The sequence below is a fragment of the Paraburkholderia sp. MPAMCS5 genome (assembly GCF_036016995.1).
GTDB lineage: Bacteria > Pseudomonadota > Gammaproteobacteria > Burkholderiales > Burkholderiaceae > Paraburkholderia.
This window is the reverse complement of record NZ_JAYXBK010000008.1, coordinates 96772-113231: the sequence shown is the minus strand read 5'-3', so window position 1 is coordinate 113231 and position 16460 is coordinate 96772. Positions and strand designations below refer to the sequence as shown.

The window sequence follows — 16460 nt, the reverse complement described above, 5'->3', positions numbered from 1 at the left end:
GCGGCGCGCGCCCTTCTCTTTTCAACGGATCGACCCATGAGCTATTTGCAGGAAACAAGCCGGAACGCCATCACCGTGCCGAAACTGCAGGCAATGCGCGACGCCGGCGAGAAAATCGCCATGCTGACCTGCTACGACGCGAGCTTCGCCGCGCTGCTGGATCGCGCGGGCGTCGACGTTCTGCTGATCGGCGATTCGCTCGGCAATGTGCTGCAAGGGCAAGCCACTACGCTGCCGGTTTCGCTCGCCGACATCGCGTATCACACGGCTAGCGTGGCGCGCGCGCGGCCGTCGGCGCTGATCGTCGCGGACCTGCCGTTCGGCACGTATGGCACGCCGGAAGAAGCCTACAAAAGCTCAGTCGAATTGATGCGCGCCGGCGCGCAGATGGTGAAGCTCGAAGGCGGCGAGTGGCTCGCGGACACGGTGCGCTTTCTGGTCGAACGCTCCATTCCCGTGTGCGCGCACGTGGGGCTGACGCCGCAGTCGGTGCATGCGTTCGGCGGCTTCAAGGTGCAAGGCAAGACCGAGGCAGGCGCGAGCCAGTTGCTGCGCGACTCGCTCGCCATGCAAAGCGCAGGCGCGCAACTGATCGTGATAGAAGCTATTCCCACGCTCCTCGCTAGCGAAGTCACGAAGCAGTTGCGTATTCCGACGATCGGCATCGGCGCGGGACTCGATTGCTCGGGGCAGGTGCTGGTGCTGCACGACATGCTGGGCATTTTTCCCGGCAAGCGCCCGCGCTTCGTGAAGGATTTCATGCAGGGACAGCCGAGCATTCTGGCTGCCGTGGAAACGTATGTGCGCGCAATAAAGGACGGCCTGTTTCCCGGTCCTGAGCACACCTTTTGAGCGTGCGGGAAGCGCGCGATCTCTCAATGCGCGCCCGCGTCTTCTAGCGAACCACCCGCGCCGGGAGCGCGCCGCGCAACGCGTTGCAGATCATCAGCGCGTCGGCATTCAACACGTCAGCCTGCGTCAGCACTTTCTCAGCCGCTTGCAGGCTCGCGTTCTCCTCCAGCAGAACGCTGCGCATCACACCGGGCAGCACGCCCGACGCGAGCGGCGGCGTCCACCACCGTCCCGCCAGCTTCACGAATACGTTAGACCGCCCGCCTTCCGTCAGCTCGCCTCGTTCGTTGAAGAACAACGTGTCGAAGGCGCCTTTCGCCTCGGCTTCGCGCCAGCCACGGTCGAATTCGGCGCGGCGCGTAGTCTTGTGGCGCAGCAGCGGGTCGTCGGCTTGTGTGGTCGCGAAATCGCGATCCGTGGCGAGCAGCACACCGACCGTCGAGTCGGCCAGCGGCGTCAATACGGCGGCCGTGATGTGTGTCGCGCCGCTCTTGCCTAGCGCGACGCGCATGCGGTGCGGCGTCTGCGCGGGCAGCGACGCGCATTGCGCCAAGAGTTGCGCGCGGAGGACGTTGGTATCGAAAGAAAAGCCTAGCGTCGCGGCACTGGCCGACAGTCTCGCGAGATGCCGCGACAGATGACGCACGCCCTCCTCCCGCGTCGCGTACATCGTTTCGAAAAGCTCGAAGCCGGGCTCAGCGGCGGTCAGAAAGCGGGCTTTCAATCGACATTCCTCGAATTCGTCGGCCGCGACGCTGTCGAGCACGATGCCCGCGCCGACGCCCATCGTGCCGCGCAAGCCGCCCGATTGCGGCGAGGACGTCAACGTCAGCGTGCGAATCGCCACCGACATGCAGAAGTCGCCACACGCGTTGTCGGTCGCGGACGGCGCGGGCGCGTCCAGCCAGCCGATCGCGCCGGTGTACAGACCGCGCGGCGTGGACTCCAGTTCGTCGATCAATTGCATCGTGCGATGCTTCGGCGCGCCGGTGATCGAGCCGCACGGAAAAAGCGCGCGCAGTATCGCGGCGAACGGCGTGCCGGGCCGCAAAGCCGCTTCCACCGTCGAGGTCATTTGCCAAACCGACGCATACGGCTCGACCGAGAACAGCGCGGGCACTTTGACGGAGCCCGTTTGCGCGACGCGCGACAGATCGTTGCGCAACAGATCGACGATCATCACGTTCTCGGCACGATTCTTCGGATCGCTGCCGAGGAATTCGGCTGCGCCTCGATCCACCGCCGGATTCGCCGAGCGCGGCGCAGTGCCTTTCATCGGCCTGGCGCGAAGCGTGGCGCTCTCTTTCTCGACGAAAAGCTCCGGCGAGCACGACAGCACCCAGTTGCCGCCGGGCATCGCAATCAACGCGCCGTACGGAACCGGCTGACGCGCCCTCAACCGCCGATACAACGCGGTGGACGTGCCGAACACGTCGAAACCGAGCCGGTAGGTGTAATTCACCTGATACGAATCGCCCGCGCGCAGGGCCGCGTGGATTGCGTCGATGGCCGCGTTGAACTGCGCTGGCCCGACGCTCTCGCGCACGTTGGCCGTGCCCGCCACCGACGGCTCCGTCGCGCCGCCGTCCTGCTCGATCAGCCACGCGTCGACCTCGTCGCGCGAAAGTTTCTCGCAGCGCTCGAACAATAAAAAACGCAGCGTGGCAGAGCCATGCTGCGTTTTGAAGGACGGATGTGACGCCGTGTCGAGAAGGTGGTGGCCGAACTCGTAGTCGGCGAGCACGACGGCATGCAGACCGAGCCGCGCGTCCGCTGCCGCCGCCTCGCACACGGCTTCGAGTTGCGCGGCGTCCGCACACACCCGTTCATGCACCCAACCCGTGTACAGACGGCTTGAGCGCCGCGCCGCCGACGCGCCGCAATCGTCGAGCAATGCAAAAACAGCGCCGCGCGCCTCTGCCGTCATGCTGACCGCCAAAACGAACTGCCGTTAATCGAAGAAGCTCTTCACCCGGTCGAACCAGCTTTTGCTTTGCGGGCTATGCCGCGAGCCGCCTTCCACCAGAGCCTTCTCGAACTGCTTGAGCAAGTCGCGCTGCGGCTCGGTGAGCTTGACCGGCGTTTCGACTTGCACGTGCACGTACAGATCGCCGGCAATGCTCGAACGCAACCCCTTGATGCCCTTGCCGCGCAACCGGAAGGTCTTGCCCGACTGCGTGCCCTCGGGCACCGTGAAGCTCGCGCGACCGGCAAGCGTCGGCACTTCGATCTCGCCGCCGAGCGCCGCCGTGGTGAACGGAATCGGCATCTGGCAATGCAGGTCGTCGCCGTCGCGCTCGAACACCGAGTGCTGCTTGATATGAATCTCGACGTACAGGTCGCCCGACGGTCCTCCGTTGATACCCGGCTCGCCATTGCCGGCGGAACGGATACGCATGCCGTCGTCGATACCGGCCGGGATCTTCACTTCCAGCGTCTTGGTTTCCTTCACCTTGCCCGCGCCGTGGCAGTGGCCGCACGGGTCGGGAATGTAGGTGCCGGTGCCGTGGCACTTCGGGCAGGTTTGCTGGATGCTGAAAAAGCCTTGCGACATGCGCACCGAGCCCGAACCGCTGCAGGTCGGGCAGGTTTCCGGCTTGGTGCCGGGCTTCGCGCCCGAACCGTGACAGACTTCGCACGACACCCAGCTCGGCACGCGAATCTGCGTGTCGTAGCCGTGCGCGGCCTGCTCCAGCGTGATTTCCATGCTGTAGCGCAAGTCCGCGCCGCGATAAACCTGCGGGCCTGCACGGCCGCCGCCGCGCGCCGCGCCACCGGCCGCCTGACCGAAGATGTCGCCGAAAATATCGCCGAAGGCATCGGCAAAACCGCCAAAGCCCTGCGCGCCGGCTCCGCCCATGTTCGGATCGACGCCTGCGTGGCCATACTGATCGTACGCGGCACGCTTTTGCGAGTCCGAGAGCATTTCGTAGGCTTCCTTCACCTCCTTGAAATGCTCTTCCGCATCCTTGTTGCCCGGATTGCGGTCGGGGTGGTGCTTCATCGCCAGCTTGCGATAAGCCTTCTTGATTTCGTCGTCGCTCGCGTTCTTTGCGACGCCCAGAACCTCGTAGTAATCCCGTTTCGCCATGTCGGTTCAACGCCACTCGCGCAATGCCGCGCGGTGGCTCCTCTTGAATGCTGGAGTCTCACGACTCGTCCGGCCGCTGTTTCATGCCAGCTGAATATGGCTCGAAACAACGCCCTCCATAAAACAAATGTGCCCGGAGAGCCTAAAAGGCTCGCCAGGCGCGATAACCGCTCTTGCACGTTGCCGCGTCCGGAAGGCCGCGATCCCTTATGCAGCCGGGCCGCACACGAAACCGTGTGCGGCTTTACGGTCGGAATACGACCTGGCTTTAGTCTTTCTTGACTTCCTTGAACTCCGCGTCGACCACGTCGTCGTGCTGCTGGCTCGCGCCACCAGCCGATGCGCCCGGACCTGCCGCGCCCGCTGCCGCTGCTTCGGCACCTTGCGCTGCCTGCATCTCGGCGTACATCTTCTCGCCCATTTTCTGCGACGCAGTGGCCACGGCTTCGATCTTGGCATCGATCGCGGCCTTGTCGCTCGAACCGCTCTTCAGCGTTTCTTCGAGGTCCTTCAGCGCGGCTTCGATCTTTTCCTTCTCACCGGATTCCAGCTTGTCGCCGTATTCGGTGAGCGCCTTCTTCGTGCTGTGGACCAGCGCGTCGCCCTGGTTGCGGGCGTCGGCCAGTTCGCGCAGCTTGTGATCTTCTTCCGCGTTCGCTTCGGCGTCCTTCACCATCTTCTCGATTTCGGCTTCGGACAGACCCGAGTTCGCCTTGATCGTGATGCGGTTTTCCTTGCCAGTCGCCTTGTCTTTCGCGCCGACGTGCAGAATGCCGTTCGCGTCGATGTCGAAGCTCACCTCGATCTGCGGCGTGCCGCGCGGTGCCGGCGGAATGCCTTCCAGATTGAACTCGCCCAGCAGCTTATTGCCCGCCGCCATTTCGCGCTCGCCCTGGAACACCTTGATCGTCACGGCGCTCTGATTGTCGTCAGCCGTCGAATAGACCTGCGAATGCTTGGTCGGGATCGTGGTGTTCTTGTTGATCATCTTGGTCATCACGCCGCCGAGCGTTTCGATGCCGAGCGACAGCGGCGTCACGTCGAGCAGCAGAACGTCCTTGCGGTCGCCCGACAGAACCTGGCCTTGAATCGCGGCGCCCACGGCCACGGCTTCATCGGGGTTCACGTCACGGCGCGGGTCCTTACCGAAGAATTCCTTGACCTTTTCCTGCACCTTCGGCATGCGGGTCATACCGCCGACCAGAATCACGTCGTCGATTTCGCCGACCTTCACGCCCGCGTCCTTGATCGCGACACGGCACGGCTCGATGGTGCGCGCGATCAGCTCTTCAACCAGCGCTTCCAGCTTCGCGCGGGTGATCTTCAGGTTCAGGTGCTTCGGACCCGACGCGTCGGCCGTGATGTACGGCAGGTTGATTTCGGTTTGCTGGCTCGACGACAGTTCGATCTTCGCCTTTTCAGCCGATTCCTTCAGGCGCTGCAGCGCGAGCACGTCTTTCGACAGATCGACGCCCTGTTCCTTCTTGAACTCGCCAATGATGTAGTCGATGATGCGCTGGTCGAAGTCTTCACCGCCCAGGAACGTATCGCCGTTCGTGGACAGCACTTCGAATTGCATTTCTCCGTCGACGTCAGCGATTTCGATGATCGAGATGTCGAACGTGCCGCCGCCCAGGTCATACACCGCAATCTTGCGGTCGCCCTTTTCAGCCTTGTCCAGACCAAATGCCAGCGCAGCCGCAGTCGGTTCGTTGATGATGCGCTTGACTTCCAGACCGGCGATGCGGCCCGCGTCTTTGGTAGCTTGACGCTGGCTGTCGTTGAAGTACGCGGGAACCGTGATCACGGCTTCGGTGACCGGCTCGCCGAGATAGTCTTCAGCGGTCTTCTTCATCTTGCGCAGCACTTCCGCGGAGATTTGCGGCGGAGCCAGCTTCTGGTCGCGCACTTCGATCCATGCGTCGCCGTTGTCGGCCTTCATGATCTTGTACGGCATGAGACCGATGTCCTTCTGGACTTCTTTCTCTTCAAAACGGCGGCCGATCAGGCGCTTGACCGCATACAGCGTGTTCTTCGGGTTCGTGACCGACTGACGCTTGGCAGGCGCGCCGACGAGAATCTCGCCGTCTTCCATGTACGCGATGATCGACGGCGTGGTGCGCGCGCCTTCCGAGTTCTCGATCACCTTGACCGAATTGCCTTCCATGATCGCCACGCACGAGTTGGTCGTGCCGAGGTCGATGCCGATGATTTTGCCCATTTTTACAAATCTCCTGACTTTGATCGCTGCGGGAAGCGCCTGGTTTGCCGTTTCGCGGCAAGGCGATCCGCCCTGAATTCATACCTGCACCCAACATGAGTGCTTCCGCATCGTTTTCAAGACCTCTTTTGCGATGCGGTCTTTAATTTTTTTCAATCGACGGGGGTTTTGCCCGAAGGCTGACCGCCCGCCAGGCCTGAAGCGACCCGCACCTTCTCCCGCGCGGCGGCGACCGCGGCCTGGAACTGCCCGAGCCCGTGCCAGCCGGTTGCCCGGCCAAGCCGTTTGCCGCGATGGAAGAAGAACCAGGTCGGCACGCCGTGAAGCATGAAGCGCCGCCCCAGTTCGCGATGCTCATAGACATTGCTGTGAAACCACCGCAGGCCGAGCGCCCGAATCGCCTCGGGCTGCGCGAGCATGGCCTTTTTCGCGATCTCGCAGTTGAAACAGTCGAGGCCCCAGAAGAACACCACGGCGAGTTCGTCCCCGGCTTCGGCAAGGCTGGCGTCGATTGAATCGGCGCTCAGCTCTTTCATGTCGAATGCCGCGAACGCGGTGGCGTCGACGGGAATATTGGCCATGGCTGTGGCGTCCAGCGATTGGCTAACGGCTGATCACAAGGCGAACTACAGACGAAACGCCTTACAGACGCTTGCCGCCTTACTTCGGCGCCGCGACCGTCACGAGCGCCGGACGCAGCACGCGGTCCGCGATCACAAAGCCCTTTTGCAGCACGGCGACCACCGTGTTCGGCTCCTGGTCGGCCGGCACCATGGAAATAGCCTGATGGCGATGCGGGTCGAACTTCTCGCCGACCGGATTCAGGGCGACGACGCGCCCCTTCTCCAACGCGCCCGTCAGCTGGCGCAGCGTGAGTTCGACGCCTTCGCGCACTTTCTGCAAATCGTCGGACGAGTGGGCGACGGCGGCTTCCAGGCTGTCGATCACCGGCAGCAAATGCTCGGCGAAACTCTCGATGGCGAACTTATGCGCCTTCGCCACGTCTTCCTGCCCGCGGCGGCGCACGTTTTCCGTCTCGGCCTTGGCGCGCAAAAAGCTCTCCTGCAATTCGGCGATCTTCGCCTGCGCGTCGGCCAACGCCGCTTCTGCGCCGGTTGCCGGCGCGTCGGTGGCGACGCTTGCAGCGGCTCCTTGCTCGGGAGTGGCCGCCTCGGCGGCCTGGCGCGCGGTTTCGTCCGCGGGCGTGGGATTCTGGCTCGTCGGGTTCTCTTGCGTGTTTTCCATGTCGCTGAAAGTCGTAAAAAATTTAAAAGCCAACGGTGAGGGCGACGCGTAACCCCTGCTGCGATTTGTGCGTTGCAAAATCGCGACAGTTATTCAGGCGCACCACCACGTATCGAAGCGGCAGATGGGGCTGGAGACGCCCATTTCAAGCGCCCTCGCCGAAAATTTCAAAGTGGCCGCGAGCGGCGGAAATGCGCCGTTACAACCATTAAAGCCGCGCAATCAGATTGAGATTGAGCGCTGCGCACAAGTGACCTATGCTCCAGTTACGCAGCGGAAAAACCTCGTTAACCCTAATCTGACGTAATGCTTTCCGCTTTTTTTGCAATTTTCACCTGACCAGCTCGTTTCCTTTCTGCACCATCCCAAAAGGGGGTACCGTGAAACTGACCTTGGCAATCTCGGTGGTCGCACTGGTACTCGTTGCAGGCACCACGACCATCTGTATGTCTGGCGCGGTCAACGATCACACCACCGAATACGGCGGCGTGCACGCGACCATGGAACAACTGTTCAATCCCCACCTGAAAATCTGTCGATAGTGCGGCGGTCGCGCTTGGTCGGCCGCCCGTGCAATGCGGCGGCCGGCTCGCGATATGTCTTGCGACGCTCCTGCTCAACCTGGCGCTTTTCCCGGCTCCGGTCGGTTTCCGCATAAAGGGTCTGCGCGACGCTCGCCGGCCCGCGTACGTCGCACACGCCCAGCACCTGCACCTGCCATACGAACGTCTCGATCTCGACCTCCACCAGGTCGCCGACTCGCACCTCCTTCGCCGGTTTGACGCTCGCCCCGCCGATCCGCACGCGCCCTTTCTCCACGGCGTCCGCGGCAAGCGAGCGCGTCTTGAAGAAGCGCGCCGCCCAAAGCCATTTGTCGATGCGCAGCTTCGCGCCCGGCTCGGTTGAAATCCTGTAATTCATAGTCTCATCGAGCCACTGTGTTGTGCGGTACGGGGACCGCCTGCACCGGCCAGCCTTGCAGATTCTGCGCGACGATTTCGCCAAGCGCGGCAATCCACGCCTGCGATGCGTTCACGCACGGAATGCGGTGAAATTCCTTGCCGCCGGCGTGCAGGAACTCGTCGCGCACTTCCATGCCGATTTCCTCGATCGTCTCGAGGCAGTCGGCGGTAAAGCCTGGACAAAACACGTCAGCACGCCGCACGCCTGCCGCGCCGAGTTCCTTCAGCGTGGGCGCCGTGTAGGGCTGCAGCCACTCCGCCTTGCCGAACCGCGACTGGAACGTGATGCGGCATTCCACCGGCGTCAGCGCGAGCGCCTGCATCAGAAGCGCGCCGGTCGACTGACACTGATCGTGGTACGGATCGCCAAGGTCGAGCGTGCGCTTGGGCACACCATGAAAACTCAGCACGAGCTTGTCGCCCGCCGCGAAATCCGGCCGGCCGTGATGATGCCAATACTGATGCACCTGCGCGGCAAGCGCGGTGATATACGCGGGATGGTCGGCGTACTGGCGCACCGTGCGAATCTCTGGCTGGTTGCGCATGCGCTTGAGGGCGGAGAAAGCGTCGTCGAAAGCGGTGGCGGTGGTCGACGACGAGTATTGCGGATACATCGGCATCAGCAATATCCGCTCGGCGCCGGCGAGCTTGAGCTGATTCAGCATGGCCGGAATGCCGGGCGTGCCGTAGCGCATCGCGTATTCGACGAGCACCGTGTAGTCGTTCAATTGCAGCAGATGGCGCAAGCCTTCCACCTGCTTCTCCGTGTACACGCGCAGCGGCGAGCCTTCCGGCATCCACACCGCTGCATATTTCCGGGCCGACGCCCGGCCCCGGAACGGCAGGATCACGAGCCGCAGAATGATCTGCCAGAGCAGCGCCGGAATTTCGACCACGCGAGGGTCCGACAGAAATTGCGCGAGATAGCGGCGAACCGCACGAGGCGTAGGCGCGTCGGGCGTGCCGAGATTGATCAGCAGCACGGCAACGCGGTGCGACGTGGCGTTCTGCGAGGGCCGCTCGAGATCGAAGCGCATAGGCAGCAGGAGTCACCGCTCAAAGCGGAGAGTGGATACAGGTGAGATTCATTATAGCGGCGCGCTTCGCGGCCGCGATCCCCGGCGCCCCCTGGCCGTTCGGCCAATTGGCAAGCTGCCCGCCGTCGCGCATGATGAGCGGATCGAGCACGCGACGGTGAGCCGCTATTGCTGGCTGAGGGTCAGCGAAAGCAGCCGCGCGGTGATGTCGACAATCGGGATCACGCGGTTGTAGGCCATGCGGGTCGGGCCGATCACGCCCAGCGTGCCGACAATCTTGCCGTTCACTTCGTAGGGCGCGGTGACGACGCTCATTTCCTCGATAGGCACGAGATTCGACTCGCCGCCTATGAAGATCTGCACGCCCGCCGCATGACTCGACACATCCAGCAATTGAAGGAGACTGGTTTTTTGGTCGAACACGTCGAACAGCTTGCGCAGGCGCGCCATGTCCGAGGAAAGATCCGCCACCTCGAGCAGCTTGCGCTCGCCCGAAATCAGCACGGTCTCGCCGGTGTCCGATTCGTCGGTGCTCGCGGTGACGGCCGCGTGCATGAGCGTGGTCATGTCGCCGCGCAGTTGGTCGATTTCCTCGCGCAGGCGGCGTCGCACTTCGTCGAAAGAAAGGCCGGCGAAGTGCGCGTTGATGTAGTTGGACGCTTCCACCAGCTCCGACGGAGAAAAGTCACGCTGGGTCGCCATCATGCGGTTCTGCACGTCGCCTTCCGGCGTCACGATGATGAGCAAAATGCGCTTGTCGGACAGGCGCATGAATTCGACCTGCTTGAATACGTGGCTGCGCCGCGGCGTGAGCACCACTCCGGCGAACTGCGACAGATTCGAGAGCACGCTCGCCGCCGCGGCGACGATTTTCTGCGGCTCGCCCGCCTGCAGCGTAGTCTTGACTGTGCGCGTGACCGCTTCTTCGTCTGCGGCGGACTCGACGGTCAGCATGGTGTCCACGAAAAGCCGGTAGCCGCGCGGCGTGGGAATGCGTCCCGCCGACGTATGCGGGCTGATCACAAGCCCCAGGTCCTCGAGATCCGACATGACGTTGCGGATGGTTGCCGGACTCAGCTCAAGGCCGGAATAGCGCGACAACGTGCGCGAGCCGACCGGCTGACCTTCGGCAATGTAGCGCTCGATCAGGGTTTTAAGGAGGGTTTGTGCGCGAGGATCTAGCATGACGAAAAATTTTAGCTCAATGACGCGACTCCTGCGAGCGCCAACGGCACCCGAGGCCCACGGCCCGGCCCGCAGCGCGCCATGGCAATCTGCCCGTCGCGCATGTCATCAAGGCATCACCATTCTAACGACAATCCCGGACTACGCCGGCAGCCTCTGTTTGCCGGCCGGCCGCCGCATTCGCGCGCGGTTCTTTTCGAGCCCTACCTATGGTGTAATGCCGGCATGCAAGTGACCAGCCAGTTCAAGACCGTCGCGCTCGTCGGGCGCAACAACACGCCGGGCATCGGTGAGCCCCTGACCGCGCTCGCCTCGTGCATCGCGAAGCGCGGCTTTGACGTCGTTTTCGAAGCCGACACCGCGGCGGAAATCGGCGTCACCGAATACCCGGCGCTGCGTCCCGCCGAGATCGGCGCGCGCGCCGACGTGGCGATCGTGCTCGGCGGCGACGGCACGATGCTCGGCATCGGCCGTCAGCTTGCGCCTTACCGCACGCCGCTCATCGGCATCAATCATGGGCGGCTCGGCTTCATTACCGACATCCCGATTTCACATATGAGTGAGATCGTGCCGCAAATGTTGTCGGGCAATTTCGAACGCGAAGAACGGGTGCTGCTCGAAGCGCGCATCATGCGCCAGGGCAACCCGATCTATCACGCGCTGGCCTTCAACGACGTCGTGGTCAACCGCAGCGGCTTCTCGGGCATGGCGGAGCTGCATGTCTCCGTGGACGGCCGCTTCATGTACAACCAGCGTTCGGACGGCCTGATCGTCGCCACGCCCACCGGCTCGACGGCTTATGCGCTGTCGTCGCAGGGACCGATTCTGCATCCGCAATTGCAGGGCATCGTGCTGGTGCCGATCGCGCCGCACGCGCTGTCGAACCGTCCTATCGTGCTGCCGGACGATTCCAAGGTCAGTATTCAGATCGTTTCAGGGCGCGAAGTGAATGTGAATTTCGACATGCAGTCGTTCACGTCGCTGGAACTAGGCGATGCGATCGAAGTGCGGCGCTCGCGTCATACGGTGCCGATGCTGCATCCGGTCGGCTACAGCTATTACGCGACGCTGCGCAAGAAGCTGCACTGGAACGAGTACCCGTCGCACGAAGAAGACACCAAACCCTGACCGGCCAGGAATGCCGGAGCGCACACGCCGCTGCTGAATCCGCGCTGCCGCAAGCGGGCCCTTTGAAACCGCGCCGTTCAAACCGACCACAAGCTCACACACGACTTCCATGCTTCGCCACCTCTCGATACGCGACTTCGTCATCGTCGCCGCGCTCGACCTCGAATTCGACAGCGGCTTCACTGTTTTCTCCGGCGAAACCGGCGCCGGCAAGTCGATTCTGATCGACGCGCTGGCGCTCGCGCTCGGCGCGCGTGCCGATGCGAGCGTCGTTCGCACCGGCGAGAGCCGCGCCGACATCACCGCGGAATTCGACACGCACGCGCAAGTCGACCAGTGGCTCGACGAGCAGGCGTTCGGCGCGAGCGCCGCCGACGGCCAGCACGGCGGCACGGTGATGCTGCGCCGCGTAGTAGACGCCAATGGGCGCTCGCGGGCGTTCATCAACGGAACGGCGGCGACGCTTGCGCAACTGCGCGAGGTCGGCGAAATGCTGGTGGATATTCACGGCCAGCACGCCCACCAGTTGCTGATGCGTCCCGACGCGCAGCGCGAATTGTTCGACACGCACGCGGGTCTCACGGAGCTGTCCACGAACGTCACGCGCGCATGGCGCACGTGGCGCGAAAAGGTTCAGGCAGTCGAACACGCGCAAACGCGCGACCGCGAACTGCAACTCGAACGCGAACGTCTCGCGTGGCAGCTCGCGGAGCTGGACAAGCTCGCGCCGCAGCCAGGCGAGTGGGAAGAGGTCAATACCGAGCATCGGCGGCTGTCGCATTCGGCCAATCTGATCGACGGCGTGCAAGGCGCGCTCGGCGCGCTCTCCGAATCCGACGAGGCGATGATCACGCATCTTTCGTCGATCGTCTCGAAGGTGCGCGACCTCGCGGAAATCGACCCGGCTCTGAACGACGTGCTGGCCGCGCTCGAACCCGCCGAAATCCAGTTGCAGGAAGCCGCGTATTCGCTGAGCCATTACGCCCAGAAGCTCGAACTCGATCCCGACCGGCTCGCGCAAGTCGAAAAGCGCCTCGACGCGTTGCATTCGGCCGCGCGCAAGTTCCGCCTGCAGCCCGAAACGCTGCCCGAGGAGCACGAGGCGCGCCGCGCGCAACTCGCCGCGCTCGACGCCGCCGCCGATCTCGACAGCCTGCACGCCGCCGAAGCCAGAACGCGCGAGGACTTCCTCGCAGAGGCGAAAAAGCTCTCGAAGGCGCGCGCGAAGGCCGGCAAGGCGCTGGGCGCCGCGGTCACCACGGGCATGCAGGAACTGTCCATGAAAGGCGGCAGCTTCGAAGTGGCGCTCGTGCCGTTGCCGGAAGGCGGCGCGCACGGACTGGAACAGGTGGAGTTTCGCGTCGCCGGTCATGCGGGCGTGCCGTTGCGCCCGCTCGCCAAGGTCGCGTCAGGCGGCGAACTGGCGCGTATCAGCCTCGCGCTCGCGGTGATCGCCAGCGCCGCGAGCCCAACGCCCACGCTGATTTTCGACGAAGTGGATACCGGAATCGGCGGCGCCGTCGCCGAAGTGGTCGGGCGGCTCCTGCATCAGCTCGGGCAAGCACGCCAGGTGCTCTGCGTGACGCACTTGCCGCAGGTCGCCGCGCGCGGCGACCATCACTTCCAGGTAGCGAAAGCGGGCAACGGCAAAGGCGGCACCGTGAGCAGCGTCGTTTCGCTCGACAAGGCGAGCCGCGTCGAAGAAGTCGCGCGGATGCTCGGCGGCCTGGAAATCACGCCGACCACCCGCAAGCACGCGAAGGAAATGCTGGCGGCGTAGTCCCCAACCCTCTGCCGCGGTGGGCGCTCACCGCGCACACCGCGCCCGCCTCAACCTTCGCCGAACACCCGCTCCCACAGGCCGAGCACGGCATCGCGAGCGGCCGCAACCAGAGCCGGCTCGACCCGCGCCTTTTCCATTCCGTCCAGCCGCAGCGTGTGCTGCAACTTCCGGTACGTGCGGTACGCCGCGCCGACGGTTTCAGCTTCCGCCTCGCTCATCAACCCGAGACGCGACACTTCGCGCAACAGCGCAATGTTGCCGGTATTGCGGATCAGCTCGGGATCGCGCGCGGCGTGCAGCAGCACCCAGTACTGCACGGTGAATTCGATATCGACCATACCGCCGCGATCGTGCTTCAGGTCGAACAGCGTCGTATGGTTCGGATGTCCGGCACCGACGCGCTCGCGCATCTCCACGATCTCGCCCGCGAGTTGCGAGGCGTCGCGCGGCGTGGTCAGCACCTGTTCGCGGATCGTCTCGAACTGAGCGCCGATCTGCGCGTCGCCTGCGCAATAACGCGCGCGAGTCAGCGCCTGATGCTCCCACACCCACGCCGTGTTGGCCGCATCGCCCTCGCGCAGCTGATAACGGCGGAACGCGTCGAGATCCGTGACGAGCAGGCCTGATTCTCCGTTCGGCCGCAGGCGCAGATCGATGTCGAACAAGGTGCCCGCGCCGGTCGCGGTGGTGAGCCAGGTGATCAGGCGGCGCGTGTAGGTGGAATAGATGTCGGCGGCCGCGTCGTCGGGATCGTCGTAGAGAAAGATCACGTCGAGATCCGACGCGTAGCCCAGTTCCTTGCCGCCGAGCTTGCCGTAGGCGATCACCGCGAAACGCGGCGCGTCGCGATGGCGCTTCGGCAACTGGTTCCAGACGGCTTCGAGCGTGACGTCGAGCACGGCGTCGGCGAGTTCGGACAGGCGGTCGCTCACATGCTCGACGCTCAGCTTGCCCGCCAGGTCGATCAGCAGAATGCGGAATACCTCGGCCTGGTGCGCGTGCCGCAGCAGATCCATCTGCTGCTCGACGCCGTCCGCGGCGGCGAGGCGCAAGCGCAGCGTGCGCTTGAATTCGGGCCAGTCGAACGGACTGTTGATCGCTTCGTCGTCGAGCAGTTCGTCGAGCAGTTGTGGATGGCGGATCAGATAGCCGGCCGCCCAGCGCGACGCGCCGAGCACCGACAGAACCCGATGCAGCGCCTGTGGATATTCCGTCAGCAGCGCGAGATAGGCGCCGCGCCGGCTCACCGCTTCGAGCAGATCGAACAGGCGCGCGACGGTATCGCCGCGCCGCTCGGGCGGCTCCAGCGTGCGCGCGGCTTCGAGCGCACGCTGCGCGACGATGTCGAAGCGCTGCCGGCTGCGCTCGGCGAGTCCGGCATAACGCGACGATTGCCACACGCCGCGCAGCCGCGCGAGCAGGCCGCCCGGCTCGGCCACGCCCAGTTCGACGAGGCGCGCGTGCAAGGCTTCCTCGGCGCTGTCGTCCGCGAGCGCGCTGCTCCAGACCCAGGCCGCCGCGCCGTCTTCGGGCGCGCCGCAGCCGTCGCGGCCGCTCACTTTATCGGCGAAAATCTGGTCGAACTGTTGCTCGACAAGTTCGCGATGCGCGTCGAGCCGTTCCATCAGCATCGGATAGCCGTCGCAGCCCATCGCGTGCGCGAGCGCCGCGCGCTCGTCGGGATCGACGGGCATGGCATGCGTTTGCGCGTCGTTGCGGTATTGCAGACGATGTTCGAGTTCGCGCAGAAAGAGATACGCCGCCGAAAGCTTCGCGCACACCGACGGGTCGATCAGCCCGTGCGTCGCCGCGTGGCGCAAGACGGTCAAAGTGGGACGCACGCGAAAGCCCGCGTCCTGGCCGCCGCGAATCAGCTGGAACACCTGCGCGCTGAATTCGATTTCGCGGATGCCGCCGCGCCCGAGCTTGATGTCGTCGGCCTTGTCGGGCCGCATCGACGCGCGGCGCTGCGCTTCCTGGCGAATCTGCAGATGCAGCGCGCGGATCGCGCTGATTACGCCGAAGTCGAGATAGCGGCGATAGACGAACGGCGTCACGATCGCGTCGAGCTGCCTCGACAGACGCCGCGCCGCCTCGCTCGCGCCTTCGGAGACGAGCCGGCCCTTGATCCACGCATAGCGCTCCCACTCGCGGCCCTGCACATAAAAATATTCCTCGAGCATGCCGAGACTGCACACGAGCGGCCCCGAATCGCCATTCGGCCGCAGACGCATATCGACGCGAAACACGTAGCCGTCGGCGGTCACTTCGGCCAGCGCGCCGATCAGGCGCTTGCCGAGGCGCGTGAAAAACTCCTGCGTGGCGAGCGGCGAGCGCTGCCCGCCGGCGGTCTCGCCATCTTCTTCATAAACGAAGATCAGGTCGATATCCGACGACACATTCAGCTCGCGCCCGCCGAGCTTGCCCATGCCGACGACACCGAGCGCGAGCCGCTCGCCTTGCGGCCCGCGCGGCTCGCCGAACAGCACTTCGAGTTCGGCGGAAAGCACGGCGAGCGAGCGCTGGATCGTCGTCTCGGCGAGATCGGTCATCGCTGCCGTGACTTCCGCGACGTCCGCCTTGCCGGCCAGGTCGCGCTCCATCACCGCGCAGAACACCTCGGTTCGCAACTGACGCAACGCTTTTTTCAGCGTGTCTTCGGTGAGCGCAACGCCGGTCGCGCCGGCCGCTTCGGCGCACAACGCGTCGAAGCGCGCGTCGATGCGCTCGCGCGTCAGGGGCGCCGACGCAAGCGCCTCGACATGCGCGCGAAGTTGCGGGCGCGCCGCCATCGCGCGCGCCGCGTAATGTGAATAGTCGGAACTCAGAAGAGTGGCGTGAGTCATGAAATGTCTGGCTCGCTCGTTGCTTGATAGGTTCTTACCGGGCATTCACTCGTGCTTGCCTGGCATTTGCCTGACGTTAATCTGCCATTAACCGGCTCATTGCAGCACAG

General features: G+C 64.2%; 13 protein-coding genes. 4 read left to right on the top strand and 9 right to left on the bottom strand.

Going from position 1 to position 16460, the window contains the following annotated elements; all coding sequences use genetic code 11:
• The first annotated feature begins 36 nt into the window (after positions 1-36).
• Entirely contained in the window at positions 37-852 is an 816-nt protein-coding gene (gene panB / locus VOM14_RS19615; RefSeq protein WP_327630398.1) for a 3-methyl-2-oxobutanoate hydroxymethyltransferase, read from the top strand.
• Positions 853-895: 43 nt separating this feature from the next.
• Here panB and pabB read toward each other — a convergent pair whose 3' ends face one another.
• From pabB to grpE, 5 genes are all read right to left on the bottom strand, one after another.
• Complete coding sequence (gene pabB / locus VOM14_RS19610) at positions 896-2779, bottom strand: aminodeoxychorismate synthase component I (protein WP_327630397.1); 1884 nt, start codon at positions 2777-2779, stop codon at positions 896-898.
• A 24-nt stretch (positions 2780-2803) separates the two neighbouring features.
• A complete protein-coding gene (dnaJ, locus tag VOM14_RS19605; protein WP_327630396.1) occupies positions 2804-3943 on the bottom strand; it encodes a molecular chaperone DnaJ in 1140 nt (379 codons plus the stop codon).
• A 268-nt stretch (positions 3944-4211) separates the two neighbouring features.
• Complete coding sequence (gene dnaK, locus VOM14_RS19600; RefSeq protein WP_327630395.1) at positions 4212-6164, bottom strand: molecular chaperone DnaK; 1953 nt, start codon at positions 6162-6164, stop codon at positions 4212-4214.
• A gap of 152 nt (positions 6165-6316) precedes the next feature.
• A complete protein-coding gene (locus VOM14_RS19595) occupies positions 6317-6745 on the bottom strand; it encodes a thioredoxin family protein (protein ID WP_327630394.1) in 429 nt (142 codons plus the stop codon).
• Positions 6746-6824: 79 nt separating this feature from the next.
• A complete protein-coding gene (grpE, locus tag VOM14_RS19590) occupies positions 6825-7409 on the bottom strand; it encodes a nucleotide exchange factor GrpE (RefSeq protein ID WP_327630393.1) in 585 nt (194 codons plus the stop codon).
• Between the two features lie 380 nt (positions 7410-7789).
• On the opposite strand from grpE, the gene VOM14_RS19585 reads away from it, so the two are divergent.
• Complete coding sequence (locus VOM14_RS19585) at positions 7790-7951, top strand: hypothetical protein (protein ID WP_327630392.1); 162 nt, start codon at positions 7790-7792, stop codon at positions 7949-7951.
• Here the strand turns inward: VOM14_RS19585 and VOM14_RS19580 are convergent.
• The 3 genes from VOM14_RS19580 to hrcA form a co-directional block, all read right to left on the bottom strand.
• Positions 7923-8330, bottom strand: a complete 408-nt coding sequence (locus VOM14_RS19580) for an RNA-binding S4 domain-containing protein (RefSeq protein ID WP_327630391.1) — start codon at positions 8328-8330, stop codon at positions 7923-7925. The two genes, VOM14_RS19585 and VOM14_RS19580, sit on opposite strands and share 29 nt — an antisense overlap.
• Before the next feature lie 4 nt (positions 8331-8334).
• Complete coding sequence (gene hemH, locus VOM14_RS19575; protein WP_327630390.1) at positions 8335-9408, bottom strand: ferrochelatase; 1074 nt, start codon at positions 9406-9408, stop codon at positions 8335-8337.
• Between the two features lie 165 nt (positions 9409-9573).
• The gene (gene hrcA, locus VOM14_RS19570; protein WP_327630389.1) at positions 9574-10593 is read right to left on the bottom strand and encodes a heat-inducible transcriptional repressor HrcA; all 1020 of its coding nucleotides are present in this window, start codon (positions 10591-10593) and stop codon (positions 9574-9576) included.
• 225 nt (positions 10594-10818) lie between these two features.
• Here hrcA and VOM14_RS19565 point away from each other — a divergent pair, with 225 nt between their 5' ends.
• Positions 10819-11721 (top strand): NAD kinase, encoded by a 903-nt coding sequence (locus VOM14_RS19565; protein WP_327630388.1) that lies wholly within the window; start codon positions 10819-10821, stop codon positions 11719-11721.
• A gap of 109 nt (positions 11722-11830) precedes the next feature.
• On the top strand, positions 11831-13501 hold the full coding sequence (recN, locus tag VOM14_RS19560) for a DNA repair protein RecN (protein ID WP_327630387.1): 1671 nt from the start codon (positions 11831-11833) through the stop codon (positions 13499-13501).
• A 50-nt stretch (positions 13502-13551) separates the two neighbouring features.
• On the opposite strand, the gene glnE is transcribed toward recN, so the two are convergent.
• Positions 13552-16350, bottom strand: a complete 2799-nt coding sequence (gene glnE / locus VOM14_RS19555) for a bifunctional [glutamate--ammonia ligase]-adenylyl-L-tyrosine phosphorylase/[glutamate--ammonia-ligase] adenylyltransferase (protein WP_327630386.1) — start codon at positions 16348-16350, stop codon at positions 13552-13554.
• Between the last annotated feature and the right edge of the window lie 110 nt (positions 16351-16460).